Annotated in this window: 9 protein-coding genes; 5 read left to right on the forward strand and 4 right to left on the reverse strand. The window is 67.3% G+C overall.

Annotation, left to right across the window (positions count from 1 at the left end):
- The first annotated feature begins 71 nt into the window (after positions 1–71).
- Complete coding sequence (locus ACNUDN_RS26370) at positions 72–713, forward strand: TetR/AcrR family transcriptional regulator (RefSeq protein ID WP_431960938.1); 642 nt, start codon at positions 72–74, stop codon at positions 711–713.
- 24 nt (positions 714–737) lie between these two features.
- Complete coding sequence (gene dinB, locus ACNUDN_RS26375) at positions 738–2,003, forward strand: DNA polymerase IV (RefSeq protein WP_419124637.1); 1,266 nt, start codon at positions 738–740, stop codon at positions 2,001–2,003.
- A gap of 387 nt (positions 2,004–2,390) precedes the next feature.
- On the opposite strand, the gene ACNUDN_RS26380 is transcribed toward dinB, so the two are convergent.
- The gene (locus ACNUDN_RS26380) at positions 2,391–3,398 is read right to left on the reverse strand and encodes a PHP domain-containing protein (RefSeq protein WP_419124638.1); all 1,008 of its coding nucleotides are present in this window, start codon (positions 3,396–3,398) and stop codon (positions 2,391–2,393) included.
- A gap of 162 nt (positions 3,399–3,560) precedes the next feature.
- Between ACNUDN_RS26380 and ACNUDN_RS26385 the strand changes: the two genes are divergently transcribed.
- Both ACNUDN_RS26385 and ACNUDN_RS26390 read left to right on the forward strand, forming a co-directional pair.
- The gene (locus ACNUDN_RS26385) at positions 3,561–3,938 is read left to right on the forward strand and encodes an ArsR/SmtB family transcription factor (protein ID WP_419124639.1); all 378 of its coding nucleotides are present in this window, start codon (positions 3,561–3,563) and stop codon (positions 3,936–3,938) included.
- On the forward strand, positions 3,935–5,596 hold the full coding sequence (locus ACNUDN_RS26390; RefSeq protein ID WP_419124640.1) for a SulP family inorganic anion transporter: 1,662 nt from the start codon (positions 3,935–3,937) through the stop codon (positions 5,594–5,596). Before ACNUDN_RS26385 ends, ACNUDN_RS26390 begins: the two co-directional genes overlap by 4 nt.
- Positions 5,597–5,598: 2 nt before the next feature.
- Here ACNUDN_RS26390 and ACNUDN_RS26395 read toward each other — a convergent pair whose 3' ends face one another.
- Positions 5,599–6,168 carry a TIGR03086 family metal-binding protein gene (locus ACNUDN_RS26395; protein ID WP_419124641.1) on the reverse strand — a complete coding sequence of 190 codons (570 nt, stop codon included), beginning with the start codon at positions 6,166–6,168 and terminating at the stop codon, positions 5,599–5,601.
- 100 nt (positions 6,169–6,268) lie between these two features.
- Between ACNUDN_RS26395 and ACNUDN_RS26400 the strand changes: the two genes are divergently transcribed.
- Positions 6,269–7,129: an LLM class F420-dependent oxidoreductase gene (locus ACNUDN_RS26400; RefSeq protein WP_419124642.1), complete on the forward strand. Its 861-nt coding sequence runs from the start codon at positions 6,269–6,271 to the stop codon at positions 7,127–7,129.
- A gap of 512 nt (positions 7,130–7,641) precedes the next feature.
- Here the strand turns inward: ACNUDN_RS26400 and ACNUDN_RS26405 are convergent.
- Positions 7,642–9,108, reverse strand: coding sequence for a glutamate synthase subunit beta (locus ACNUDN_RS26405; protein WP_419124643.1), 1,467 nt, complete (start codon positions 9,106–9,108; stop codon positions 7,642–7,644).
- Positions 9,101–13,777 (reverse strand): glutamate synthase large subunit, encoded by a 4,677-nt coding sequence (gene gltB, locus ACNUDN_RS26410; RefSeq protein WP_431960942.1) that lies wholly within the window; start codon positions 13,775–13,777, stop codon positions 9,101–9,103. The genes ACNUDN_RS26405 and gltB overlap by 8 nt, the downstream gene beginning before the upstream one ends.
- Positions 13,778–14,123: the final 346 nt, after the last annotated feature.

Here is a 14,123-nt window from a genome sequence, read left to right on the forward strand (position 1 = left end):
CAAGTTATCAACGTCATGTCGAGTGAGTCAACACCCTGTCGATCTTCTCGACAGGGTGTAAGGTCTGGGGCGTGACCGCCGTCAGCCAAGCCCGCCCTCCCCGGGGCAGGCGCGCCGCCCGCCCCTCCGGTGACGATCGCGAGCTGGCGATCCTGGAGACCGCGGAGCGGCTCCTCGAGACCCGGGCTCTGGCCGAGATCTCGGTCGACGATCTGGCCAAGGGGGCAGGGATCTCCCGGCCGACGTTCTACTTCTACTTCGCGTCGAAGGATGCGGTGCTGCTCACGCTGCTCGAGCGGGTGATCGCCGAGGCCGATGCGGCGCTGGAGGATCTGATCGCCAACCGCCCGGCGGACCGTCGCGCCATCTGGCGGCGCGGGATCGACGTCTTCGTCCGGACTTTCGGCGCCCACCGGGCGGTCTGCGCGGCCACCGTCGGTGTGAAGAACACCGATTCGGAAGCCCGCGAACTGTGGGCGCGGTCGATGCAGCGCTGGATCGACCACATCGCCGCGGTGATCGAGGCCGAGCGCGCCGACGGTTCGGCGCCGGTGACGGTTCCCGCGATCGAGTTGTCGACGGCACTGAACCTGATGAACGAGTCGGTGATGACGGCAGCGTTCGCCGGCCACCAGCCCTCCATTCCCGACCATCGCGTCCTCGACAACCTCGTCCACATCTGGACGACCAGCATCTACGGCACGATCGACTGACCTGTCGGTCGGTGATGCGAACATATGTTCGTGTCCGCTGCCGACCCTGGATCCCTGGCATCTTCCGGGTTGCCGCGTTCTTCTGGACCACCGGCCGGCATCCTGCACGCCGACCTCGATTCCTTCTACGCGTCGGTCGAACAGCGCGACGACCCCTCACTACGCGGGCGGCCGGTGATCGTCGGCGGCGGCGTCGTGCTGGCGGCCAGCTACGAGGCGAAGGCGTACGGCGTGCGCACCGCGATGGGCGGCGGCCAGGCACGGGCACTCTGCCCACACGCAATCGTCGTTGCGCCCCGCATGTCGGCGTACTCCGCGGCCAGTGCCGCGGTCTTCGACGTTTTTCGGGACACCTCCCCGATCGTCGAACCGCTCTCGGTCGACGAGGCGTTCCTCGACGTCTCCGGCCTGCGCCGGGTCTCGGGCACACCGGTGCAGATCGGCGCCCGATTACGCGAGCGGATCCGCGACGAGGTGGGCCTGCCGATCACCGTCGGGATCGCGCGCACCAAATTCCTCGCCAAGGTGGCCAGCCAGGAGGCCAAACCGGATGGCCTGTTGCTGGTGCCACCCGACCGGGAACTGGCGTTCCTGCACCCGCTGCCGGTGCGCCGGCTGTGGGGCGTGGGCAGCAAAACCGCCGACAAGCTGCGGGCGCACGGCATCGAGACGGTCGCCGACGTGGCCGAGCTGAGTGAGACGACGCTGGGGTCGCTGGTCGGTGCCGCGATGGGCCGTCAACTGTTCGCCTTGTCGCACAACATCGATCGTCGTCGTGTCGTCACCGGGCATCGGCGACGTTCGGTCGGCGCCCAGCGCGCGCTCGGGCGCGCGGGCAGCGCGCTGTCTCCCGCCGAGGTGGACGCGGTCGTGGTCAATCTCGTCGACCGGATCACCCGGCGGATGCGCACGGCGGGACGGACCGGCCGAACGGTGGTGTTACGGCTGCGGTTCGACGATTTCGGTCGTGCTACCCGTTCACACACGATGCCCCGGGCGACAGCCTCGACCGACACGGTTCTTGAGGCCGCACGTCGGCTCGTCGCGGGGGCGGGTCCGCTGATCGCCGAGCGCGGACTGACCTTGATCGGGTTCGCGGTGTGCAATATCGACCGCGAAGGTGCCCAGCAGCTGGAGCTGCCGTTCGGGCACACGGTGGCAGCCGACGACTCGCTGACGATCGACCTGGCGATCGACCGGGTCCGTGGACGCTACGGCAACGCCGCGTTGACCCGGGGCGTGCTGGTCGGCCGTGACCCGGGAATGGAGATGCCGATGCTGCCCGACTGAAACCACGCCTTGACCTGAAGTTCGGTTCAGGTCATACGGTCCCGGCATGCCACCAGCTCACTTGGGGCAGTATGGCTTCTCCATCGATGTGAGCGATGACGGACGGTCGGCCTGGGTACCGCACAGCGCCCGGACGCGCTGGCGTCACTGGGCCGGTATCTCGATGCGTTGGAATCGGTACCGCAGAGCCGAAGGTTGTCGGCCAGCCCCCTGGGATTCCTGACCACGTTGCCCGGAATACCGGAGATCGCTGACACGGCAGAGCTTTTCGCATGCCGACAGCACCGGTGTCAGTGATCACCTGGTGGACTCCCTGGTGGCCTGGGGCGGCCCCCGCAAGCCGTCAAGCACGCACCGCGGCGGCGCGCCTGCTCGCCGCCGCGAAAGCTAGCCCGCGCCGGTCCAGGCCAGGAGATCGTCCGCGGACCAGGTGTTGACGATGCGTTCGGCCTCCAGGCCCGCGTCCAGCGCCCGCTGCGCGCCGTACCCGAGGAACTCCAGCTGACCCGGCGCGTGCGAATCGGTGTCGATGGCGAACACACAGCCGATGTCCATCGCCAGGGTCAACAGCCGGGTCGGCGGGTCGCGCCGTTCCGGACGCGAGTTGATCTCGACGGCGGTGCCGGAGTCGCGACACGCAGTGAAGACCTTCTCGGCGTCGAACTTCGATTCGGCACGGATCCCGCGCCCACCGGTGACCAGCCGACCGGTGCAGTGCCCGAGCACGTCGGTGTGCGGATTGGTGATGGCCTTGAGCATGCGCCGGGTCATCGCCGGAGCGTCCATCGCGAGCTTGGAGTGCACGCTGGCCACGACGACGTCGAGACGCTCCAGCAGTTCGGGCTCCTGGTCGAGCGACCCGTCTTCGAGGATGTCGACCTCGATGCCGGTGAGAATCCGCATCGGAGCGACCTTTTCGCGAACTTCGTCGATGACGTCAAGCTGTTCGCGGAGCCGCTGCGGGGACAGCCCATTGGCGACCCGCAGCCGGGGCGAGTGGTCGGTGAGCGCGCAGTACTCGTGGCCGAGGTCGCGGGCGGCCAACATCATCTCCTCGATCGGCGCCGACCCGTCCGACCAATTCGAGTGCACGTGCAGGTCGCCGCGCAACGCGGCACGGATGTCACCGCCACCGAGGTCCTGGGCGGCCCCCCGCAATTCCACCAGCGCGTCGGGCTCCTGACCGGCCCAGGCCTGGGCGATGACGGCGGCGGTCTTGGGCCCCACCTTGGGGAGAGTCTGCCAACTGTTGGCCGCACCGTGCTTGTCGCGCTGGGCATCGGTGAGCGCCGCCACGACGTCGGCCGCGTTGCGATAGGCCATCACCCGGCGCGGGTCTTCGCGCGCGCGGTCCTTGTAGTAGGCGATCCGACGCAGCGCGGTGACCGGGTCCATTGCTCCAGTGTGCCCCGTTCCGGCGGTGGGAATTCGGGCACCTTTCGTCTGCCCGGCCGTTCGGCCCTGCGGGTGAACCTCGACACGTTGGCCCCGGAGACCGTCCTCGGTGACCTACCCTGATTGAAGAATCTCTCAATCCATCAAGTCATAAGGCGCCGCATGCCCACCAGCTTTCCCGCCGACCAGCAGCGGCCGCTCTACGAGATCAAGGCGAACCTGTTCAAAGCGCTCGCCCACCCGGCGCGTATCCGGGTGCTGGAAATACTGTCTGGCGGCGACGGACCCACCTCGGTGCGCGACATCCTCGCCGACACCGGCCTGGAACCCACACTGCTGTCCCAACACCTCGCGGTCCTCAAGCGCCACTGCGTGGTGACCGCCCGCCGCACGGGCAATGCGGTGTTCTACGAACTCGCCCACCCGCTCGTCTCCGAGCTTCTCGTCATCGCCCGCACCTTTCTGGCCGACACTCTGGCCGGACAGCGCGAGCAACTGCGGTCACTCGACACGCTCCCGCCGCTGGAGAAACGGCCGTGAACTCCAGCGCCGCCAACCTCGCCGCCCGTAACCTGGGTCGCCTGCTCCCGCATCGCCGGGACTACGCGCAACTGCCGCGATCGTGGCGCCGAGACGTCCTGGCCGGCGTCACGGTCGGCGTGGTGGCGCTGCCGCTGGCCCTGGCGTTCGGCATCAGCTCGGGCGTCGGCGCGGCAGCCGGCTTGATCACCGCGGTGGTCGCCGGCCTGGTCGCCGCCGTGTTCGGGGGCTCGTCGGTGCAGGTCTCCGGCCCGACCGGGGCGATGGCCGTCGTGCTCGCACCGATCGTCGCCGTCCACGGACTCGGCAGCATCGCCCTGGTGACCGTGCTTGCCGGCCTCCTCGTTCTGGTCGCGGGAGTGACCGGACTGGGGCGCGCGGTCACGTTCATCCCGTGGCCGGTGATCGAGGGTTTCACGCTGGGCATCGCCGCGATCATCTTTCTGCAGCAGATCCCGGCCGCGTTCGCCGCTTCCAGCCCACCCGGCGGACGCACCCTGCCCGCCGCGTGGCAGGTGGTCACTCACGCCGACTGGTCTCAGGCCGCCAGGACACTGGGAGTCATCGCGTTCGTCGCGGCGCTGATGGTGGTGTTGCCGCGGATCCACCACGCCGTTCCGGCATCCCTGGCCGCCGTCGTCGCGGCGACCGTGGCGGTGACGTTGGCAGGGCTCCCGGTCGCCACCATCGGCGAGTTGCCGTCACATCTGCCCGCACCGGTACTGCCCCACGCCGACCTCGGCGTGCTGCGTGATCTGCTCGGCGCGGCGCTGGCCATCGCGGCGCTGGCCGCCATCGAATCGCTGCTGTCCGCACGGGTTGCGGCAACCATGGCGCCGACCGGGCCCTACGATCCGGACCGCGAGCTCGTCGGGCAGGGTCTGGCCTCGGTCGCCTCCGGCGTCTTCGGCGGTATGCCGGCCACCGGCGCGATCGCCCGTACGGCTGTCAACGTACGGTCGGGCGCCCGCACGCGGCTCTCGGCGATCGTGCACTCGCTGGTGTTGCTGGGGGTGGTGTACCTGGCCACCGGACCGGTGTCGGCCATCCCGCTGGCGGCGCTGGCCGGTGTGCTGATGGTGACGTCATTCCGGATGATCTCGCGGTCGACAATCCGAAAGATTCTGACCTCCACCCGATCTGACGCCGTCACATTCCTGCTGACCGCGGTCGTCACCGTGTGCTTCGACCTGATCGAGGCTGTCGAGATCGGGGTGTTGGTGGCGGCCTTCTTCGCCCTGCGCAGCGTTGCCAGGCGCAGTAGCGTCGTCCGCGAGGAGCTACCCGTGCCCTACCGTCCCGGTGACGAGGAGATCGCTGTGCTGCGGCTCGACGGGGCGATGTTCTTCGGTGTGGCCGAGCGGATCTCGACGGCGATCGTCGACCCCCACCATCCTCGGACCTCGGTGGTGATCATCCGCATGTCCCAACTCGGCATGCTCGATGCGACCGGAGCCAACACCCTGGCCCAGATCTGCACCGAGTTGGAGGGGCGCGGCATCACGGTGATCATCAAGGGGGTCCGACCCGAGCACGCATCGCTGCTCGCCAACGTCGGTGTCTTCGAATCCCTGCGTCACGAAAACCACCTGGTGGACACCCTGGACGAGGCTATTGCCCATGCCCGTGTCCACGCCGCCGGCGGCCGACCGCACTGAGTTCAGTTCCGGGGCCACCGGGGGTTGCGCCCGGTCAGCGCGACGACCTGGTGCAGCAGCGGCGCCTCGGCCGGCACTGCGACGGGTGCGGCGAACAGCCCGTCGACCGGAGTCTCGGCCGAAGCTGTGACGTAGGGCAGCAGCGCTTCCGACAGCCGATCGTCGACGACGTAGGGCAGCCCGGCCGCGGCGGCCACGTCCCACCCGTGCACCACCACCTCGCACAGTGCGATCAGACCACCGAGTTCAGCGGGGAAGTCCACTCCCCCGGCCCGCGACATCCCGTTCCACGCGGCGGGGTCCCGCCACGCCTCGGCCAGTGCGGCGAGCCGTCTGGGGTAGACGTCGCGCCAATCGCGCTCCGGGCGCCCCGCGAATTCCGCGGGGGTGTCGGTGAGGATCCCGAAATCCTTTCGAGCGGCGGCTTCGAACACCGGTGCGAGGCTCCCGATATGGGCGATCACTGCACCGAGGTCAAGCTCGCGACACGGGGTCGCAGCGTCCAGTTGGTCGTCACCGACCTGTCCCACCAGCGCGGCGGTGCGAGCACACGCCTCGGTCATGTCGATCATGCCGGTACTGACCGAACGGCGCGGTAGAACTCATCGCCCCAGAGTCGACCCGTCCCAGAGTTGACCCGTCCTAGAGTTGACCCGTCCTAGAGTTGACGGAGTGAGATTCGCATTCAAGACTTCCCCCCAGAACACCACGTGGACAGACATGCTTGCCGTCTGGAAGGCCGCCGACGAGATCGACGTCTTCGAATCGGGCTGGACCTTCGACCACTTCTATCCGATCTTCGCCGACCCGACCGGCCCCTGCCTGGAGGGATGGGTCACGTTGACCGCGCTGGCCCAGGCCACCACCCGACTGCGGGTGGGGGTGCTCGTCACCGGCATCCACTACCGTCATCCGGCAGTGCTGGCCAACATGGCCTCTGCGCTGGACATCGTCTCCGACGGCCGTCTGGAACTCGGTATCGGCGCCGGCTGGAACGAGGAGGAGTCCGGCGCCTACGGCATCGAACTCGGCACCGTCAAGGAGCGCTTCGACCGCTTCGAGGAAGCGTGCCAGGTGCTGCGCGGACTGCTGTCGCAGGACACCACCACCTTCGACGGCACGTTCTACCAACTCAAGGACGCCCGCAACGAGCCGAAGGGGCCGCAGCAGCCCCATCCACCGATCTGCATCGGCGGCAGCGGTGAGAAGCGCACGCTGCGGATCACGGCGCGCTATGCCGACCACTGGAACTTCGTCGGCGGAACTCCCGAGGAGTTCGCCCGTAAACGAGAGGTGCTGGCCGGCCACTGCGCCGACATCGGTCGCGACCCCGCGGAGATCATGGTGTCGGCGCACGTCCGGCTCGGTCCAGAACTCGATTACGAGAAAGCCGTCGCCGAGGCAGCCGCCCTCGGCGACGAAGGACTCGATCTCGCCATCATCTATCTGCCACCGCCGCACGACCCGGCGGTTCTGGAACCGTTGGCCGACGCGATCAGGGCATCAGGTCTGCTCAACAGCAAATCCGAGTGACGATCACGGCAAGATCACGATCAAGCAAACCCGGTGGGACAGGCCGCCTGCACCGGCGCGATCCGCGTCCCGAAGTTCGCTAGACGCCGTAGCGGAGAAGCTCGTCGGCGGTGATCAATCGCTCGGCCTTCGCGGGAAACTCACGGCTCTTGACCGGGTGACGGAACACTGTCCAGGCGATTCGACCCACCCGTGTCCGGGTAATCGGGTTGAGGTACATGGCGATTACTCCTGCGGTGTGCAATAGCTGAACCGGGGAGCCACCTTACCCCAGCCCCCTCACCAAGTCATTAGACGCCTACCCCCCGGCAAACTGCAGGAGGCACGCCGGAGAAATGATCGGATGTTTCTGATGTGACTGGAGTGGCAGGAGGGACCGAAATCAACCGTATTGAGACCGCACCGTGATTGGTTTCGTGACGATGCGGGTGCCACCGCCTCAGCGCGAAAGAGGCAATCGATACCGAACTGCGATCTTGCGCCGCTCCGGCGTGGCCAGGGCCCTCGCCCGACTACCGTTGCGGTGCCGCGGTCGGCGTGATCGGTGCCGGCAACGCCGAGCTACCCACGAGATAGCGGTCCACCGCGGTGGCCGCGGCGCGCCCCTCGGCGATCGCCCACACGATCAACGACTGCCCGCGCCCCATGTCACCGGCCACGTACACACCGGGCACCGTGGTCGCGAACGCCTTGTCGCGTGCGACATTGCCGCGCTCGTTGATCTCCACCCCGAGGTCGGTCAGTAGCCCCTCACGCTCCGGACCGGTGAAGCCCATCGCCAGCAACACCAGATCGGCGTCCATCTCGAAATCGGTGCCGTCGACCTTCTCGAACTTGCCGGCGTTCATGACGACCTCGTGGCCCCGCAGGCCGGTCACCCGGCCGTCCTGGCCGATGAACTCCTCGGTGTTGACCGAGTACACCCGCTCGCCACCCTCTTCGTGCGCGGAGGTCACCCGGTACATCAGCGGGTAGGTCGGCCACGGCGTCGAATCGGCGCGGGTCTCCGGCGGTCGGGGCATGATCTCGAACTGGCGCACCTCGACAGCACCCTGGCGGTGCGAAGTGCCCAGACAGTCCGCGCCGGTGTCACCGCCACCGATGATGATGACCTTCTTGCCCTTGGCGGTGATCGGAGGTTCACCGTCGGCGTCGAGCACCGGGTCGCCGAGCTGGACCCGGTTGGCCCACGGCAGGTATTCCATCGCCTGATGGATACCGTCGAGCTCCCGGCCCGGGATGGGAAGGTCACGGCGGGCGGTGGCTCCGCCGGCGAGCACCACCGCGTCGAACTCTGAACGCAGTTGCGCGGCAGTGATATCGACACCGACATTGACTCCGGTGCGGAACCCGGTGCCCTCGGCGCGCATCTGGTCCAGGCGCCGGTCGATATGGTGCTTCTCCATCTTGAATTCCGGGATGCCGTAGCGCAGGAGACCACCGATGCGGTCGTCGCGCTCGAACACGGTGACCGAGTGCCCGGCGCGCGTCAGCTGCTGCGCCGCGGCCAGTCCGGCGGGTCCCGACCCGACGACGGCGACCTTCTTACCGGTCAACTTCGTCGGCGGCAGCGGAACCACCCAGCCTTCGTCGAAAGCGTTGTCGATGATCTCGACCTCGACCTGCTTGATGGTGACGGGATCCTGGTTGATCCCGAGCACACAGGAGCCCTCGCACGGCGCCGGACACAGCCGTCCGGTGAACTCCGGGAAGTTGTTGGTGGCGTGCAGTCGCTCGATGGCATCCCGCCACCGGCCGGTGCGAACCAGGTCGTTCCATTCGGGGATCAGATTCCCCAGTGGACAACCGTTGTGGCAGAACGGGATACCGCAGTCCATACACCGGCTGGCCTGCGCCTGGAGGGTCTCGTGGGAGAAGTCCTCGTAGACCTCTTTCCAGTCCTTCAGCCGAAGGTCGACGGGCCGACGCTGCGGCGTCTCCCGATGGGTGTACTTCAAGAAACCGCGCGGATCAGCCATTTGCGGCCGCCATGATCGCCTCGGCCACACCGTTCTCGTCGGCGCCGCTCTGCTCGGCCTCCGCGATCGCCTGCAGCACCCGCTTGTAATCGCGCGGCATCACCTTCGTGAAGTTGCTCAACTCACCGTCCCAATCACCCAGAATCCGTTGTCCCACCGCTGAATCGGTGGCATCCACATGGGCCTGGATCATGTCGCGCAGGAACTCGACGTCGTCGTCGTCCAAGCCCTCCAACTCCACCATCTCGGTGTTGAGATTGTCGGCGAGCGTGCCGTCGGGGTCGTACACATAGCCCATGCCGCCCGACATGCCCGCGGCGAAGTTCCGTCCGGTCGGACCGAGGATCACCACCCGGCCACCGGTCATGTACTCGCAGCCGTGATCACCAACCCCCTCCACGACCGCGTGCGCACCGGAGTTGCGAACGGCGAACCGTTCGCCGACCTGGCCGCGCAGGAACATCTGCCCACTGGTGGCGCCGAACAGCACCACATTGCCGGCGATGATGTTGTCCTCCGCCGCATAGTCCGGCGGCGCACTCTCGGACGGACGCACCACGATCCGGCCACCGGACAGGCCCTTGCCGACGTAGTCGTTGGCGTCGCCGTACACCCGCAGCGTGATGCCCTGGGGCACAAAGGCGCCGAAGCTGTTGCCCGCCGAGCCCTCAAAGGTGATGTCGATGGTGCCGTCCGGAAGACCCTGTCCACCATAGGCTTTGGTAACCTCGTGACCGAGCATGGTACCGACTGTGCGATTCACGTTGGCGATGGTCGTGGAGAACCGGACCGGCGAGCCGGCATCGAGGGCCTCCCGGCACTGCACGATGAGCTGCTGGTCGAGCGCCTTGTCCAAACCGTGGTCCTGCCGCGAACTGCAGTACAGGTCCTGGTTCATGAACGCCGACTCCGGTTCGTGCAACACCGGGGACAGGTCCAGCTTGTGCGCCTTCCAGTGCTTGGCAGCCTGGGCGGTGTCGAGCGCCCCGACCTGCCCCACCATCTCGTTGACGGTGCGGAACCCCAGTTGCGCCATGAGTTCCCGCACTTCCTCGGCGATGAAGAGGAAGAAGTTCTCCACGAACTCGGGCTTGCCGTTGAATCGCCGGCGCAGCTCCGGGTTCTGGGTCGCCACACCGACCGGGCAGGTGTCGAGGTGGCACACCCGCATCATGATGCAGCCGGTGACCACCAGCGGCGCCGTCGCGAAGCCGAACTCCTCGGCGCCCAACAACGCGGCGACCACCACGTCGCGACCGGTCTTGAGCTGGCCGTCGACCTGCACCACGATGCGGTCCCGAAGGCCGTTGAGCAGCAACGTCTGCTGGGTCTCGGCCAGGCCCAGCTCCCACGGCGCCCCAGCGTGCTTCATCGAGGTCAGTGGTGTCGCGCCGGTGCCGCCGTCGTGACCCGAGATCAAGACGACGTCGGCGTGGGCCTTGGATACACCTGCCGCGACCGTGCCGACCCCGTTCTCGGACACCAGCTTCACGTGCACTCGAGCTTGCGGGTTGGCGTTCTTCAGGTCATGGATCAGCTGCGCCAGATCCTCGATGGAATAGATGTCGTGGTGCGGCGGCGGCGAGATCAGCCCGACGCCGGGCGTCGAGTGCCGCACCTCGGCCACCCACGGGTACACCTTGTGCCCGGGTAGCTGCCCACCCTCGCCAGGCTTGGCGCCCTGGGCCATCTTGATCTGGATGTCGGTGCAGTTGGTCAGATAGTGGCTGGTCACGCCGAATCGGCCCGAGGCGACCTGTTTGATCGCGCTGCGGCGCCAATCGCCGTTCTCGTCACGATCGAAACGAGCCACCGACTCGCCGCCTTCGCCCGAGTTCGACCTGCCGCCAAGGCGGTTCATCGCGATGGCGAGGGTCTCGTGGGCTTCGGCGGAGATCGAGCCGTAGCTCATGGCACCGGTGGAGAAACGTTTGACGATCTCGCTGGCCGGTTCGACCTCGTCGAGGGGAACCGGCGGGCGGTCGCCGGTCCGGAACTTCAGCAGTCCGCGCAGCGACGCCATCCGCTCGCTCTGGTCGTCGACCAGCTTGGTGTACTCCTTGAACACCGAAAACTGACCGGTGCGGGTCGAGTGCTGCAGCTTGAAGACGGTGTCCGGATTGAACAGGTGGTATTCGCCCTCGCGGCGCCACTGGTACTCCCCGCCGACCTCGAGTTCGCGGTGCGCCCACTCGTCGGGTCGGTCCAGATAGGCCAGTGCGTGCCGGGCGGCGACGTCGTCGGCGATGTCGTCGAGATCGATACCACCCACCGGGCAGGACAGCCCGGTGAAGTACTCGTCGAGCACCTTCTGGCTGATCCCGATCGCCTGGAAGAGTTGCGCGCCGGTGTAGGAGGCCAACGTCGAGATGCCCATCTTCGACATCACCTTCAGCACGCCCTTGCCGGCCGCCTTGACGTAGTTGGCCTTGGCCTGGTCGCTACTGATCCCGGTGATGACACCCCGGTCGACCATGTCCTCGATCGACTCGAACGCCATGTACGGATTGATCGCCGCGGCACCGAAACCGACCAGCGCCGCCATGTGGTGCACCTCGCGGGCATCACCGGCTTCGACGACGAGACCGACCTGGGTACGCGTGCGGTCCCGGACCAGGTGGTGATGGACCGCCGAGACGCTCAGCAGCGACGGGATCGGCGCCATCGACTCGTCGGACTCGCGGTCGGACAGCACGATGATGCGGGCGCCGTCACGGATCGCGGACGACACCTTGGCGCGCACATTGTCCAGCGCCTCCTTGAGCCCCTGGCCGCCTCGGTTGACCGGATACAGACAGCGGATGACCGCCGCCCGCAATCCGTGCTTGTGGCCGCGGATCTCATGGTCGGGGTCGACGCACATGAGCTTGGACAGCTCGGCGTTACGCAGGATCGGGTTGGACAGCGCGATCTGGCGACATGAATCCGCGGTCGGGTTGAGCAGGTCGCCTTCCGGTCCGACCGTGCCGCTGAGGCTGGTGACCACCTCTTCACGGATGGCGTCCAACGGCGGGTTGGTCACCTGGGCGAAGAGCTGCTGGAAGTAGTCGTAGAGCATGCGGGGGCGGGCCGAGAGGACCGCGATGGGGGTGTCGGTGCCCATCGACCCCAGCGCCTCGGCTCCGGTGCGTGCCATGGGCGCCACCAGCAGGTTGAGCTCTTCGTAGGTGTAGCCGAAGATCTGCTGCCGCAGAACCACGCGGTGGTGCGGCATCCGCACGTAGTCACCGGGAGGCAGCTCGTCGAGCTGGAACAACCCCGCGTCGAGCCACTCCTGATAAGGCTGCTCGGCGGCCAGTTCGGCCTTGATCTCCTCGTCGGAGACGATGCGCCCCTGCGCGGTGTCGACGAGGAACATCCGGCCCGGCTGCAGCCGCATCTTCTTGACGACCTTGCTCTGGTCGAGGTCGAGGACACCGGCCTCCGACGCCATCACGACCAGGCCGTCGTCGGTCACCCAGATCCGTGACGGGCGCAGACCGTTGCGGTCCAGCACGGCGCCGATCACGGTTCCGTCGGTGAAGCACACCGCTGCCGGTCCGTCCCACGGCTCCATCAGAGACGCGTGGTACTGGTAAAACGCCCGGCGGGCCGGGTCCATCGACTCGTGCCGCTCCCACGCCTCCGGGATCATCATCAGCACGGCGTGCGGCAGGCTGCGCCCACCCAGATGCAACAGCTCCAGCACCTCGTCGAAGCGCGCGGTGTCGGACGCACCCGGGGTGCAGACCGGTGCGATCTTGTCGAGATCCTGACCGGCACCGAAGACCTCGGTCCTGATCAGCGCTTCCCGGGCCCGCATCCAATTCTCGTTGCCGGTGACGGTGTTGATCTCACCGTTGTGGGCGACCCGGCGGAACGGGTGCGCCAGCGGCCAGGACGGGAACGTGTTGGTCGAGAAGCGCGAGTGCACGATGCCCAGCGCGCTGGTCAGCCGCTCGTCCTGCAGATCGAGGTAGAACGCTTTGAGCTGCGGCGTGGTGAGCATGCCCTTGTAGACCAGCGTCTGGCCGGACAGGCTCGGAAAGTAGACGGTCTCCCGACCCGGTCCGTCCTGACCGGGGCCTTTGGTGCCGAGTTCGTGTTCGGCCCGCTTGCGCACGACGTAGGCACGACGCTCGAGCTCCATGCTCCGCTCGCCCAGGCCCGTCCCGTCGCTCCGCTCGCCCAGGCCCCTCCCGTCGCTCCGCTCGCCCAGGCCCGTCCCGTCGCTGCGCTCGCCCAGGCCCAGAAACACCTGACGGAAGGTCGGCATCGCGTCGCGGGCCAAGGCCCCCAGTGACGAGTCGTCGGTCGGCACCTCGCGCCAACCCAGCACCTGCAGGCCCTCAGCCTCGGCGATCTTCTCCACCGACGCACAGGCCAGTGCGGCGTCCTTGGACGACTGGGGCAGGAAAGCGATGCCCGTCGCGTAGCTGCCGGGCTCGGGAAGATCGAAGTCCACCACGGCGCGGAGATACTCGTCAGGGACCTGCAACAGGATGCCCGCACCGTCACCGGTGTTCGGTTCGGCGCCCTGGGCTCCGCGGTGTTCCAGGTTCAGCAGCGCCGTGATCGCCTTTTCGACGATGTCGCGGCTGCGTCTGCCGTGCATATCGGCCACCATCGCCACACCGCACGCGTCGTGTTCGAACGCCGGGTTGTACAGCCCTTGACGACTGGGAGCCATTCCCACCTACCTTTTGATGCACACGTCTCGGCGAGAGTTACGGATGGCAACCGTGGACGAGAACGTTGGCCGGTTCGGCGATGGAGGCACGTTCGTGCAGCACTGAACGACGGGCCTTTTTCCATTCGCCTCAAGTGGTGAAAACGATATGACAAAAGGCCCCTGACATGCCAACTTAGCCCAGCCTAACTTGGTTCGCCGGCTTTTCGGGCGCAAATGCCCCGCCGCCGACAGATCACAGGTGAATAACGTTGGGGCGGTATCGCTTTCACCAGCATCTCGGCCCCTTGCGGCAGATGAGCGCTAGGTCACATCTCTTCGGCTTCATCGAGAGCAGTTTGCTGTG

The sequence above is a fragment of the Mycobacterium sp. smrl_JER01 genome (assembly GCF_048513595.2).
GTDB lineage: Bacteria > Actinomycetota > Actinomycetes > Mycobacteriales > Mycobacteriaceae > Mycobacterium.

Excerpts from the sequence above, each read along its gene's own strand:
- ACNUDN_RS26380 (WP_419124638.1), bottom strand. The coding sequence starts at position 3,398 with ATGGACCCGGTCACCGCGCTGCGTCGGATCGCCTACTACAAGGACCGC.
- gltB (WP_431960942.1), bottom strand. The coding sequence starts at position 13,777 with ATGGCTCCCAGTCGTCAAGGGCTGTACAACCCGGCGTTCGAACACGAC.
- dinB (WP_419124637.1), top strand. The coding sequence starts at position 738 with ATGTTCGTGTCCGCTGCCGACCCTGGATCCCTGGCATCTTCCGGGTTG.
- ACNUDN_RS26385 (WP_419124639.1), top strand. The coding sequence starts at position 3,561 with ATGCCCACCAGCTTTCCCGCCGACCAGCAGCGGCCGCTCTACGAGATC.
- ACNUDN_RS26405 (WP_419124643.1), bottom strand. The coding sequence starts at position 9,108 with ATGGCTGATCCGCGCGGTTTCTTGAAGTACACCCATCGGGAGACGCCG.
- ACNUDN_RS26395 (WP_419124641.1), bottom strand. The coding sequence starts at position 6,168 with ATGATCGACATGACCGAGGCGTGTGCTCGCACCGCCGCGCTGGTGGGA.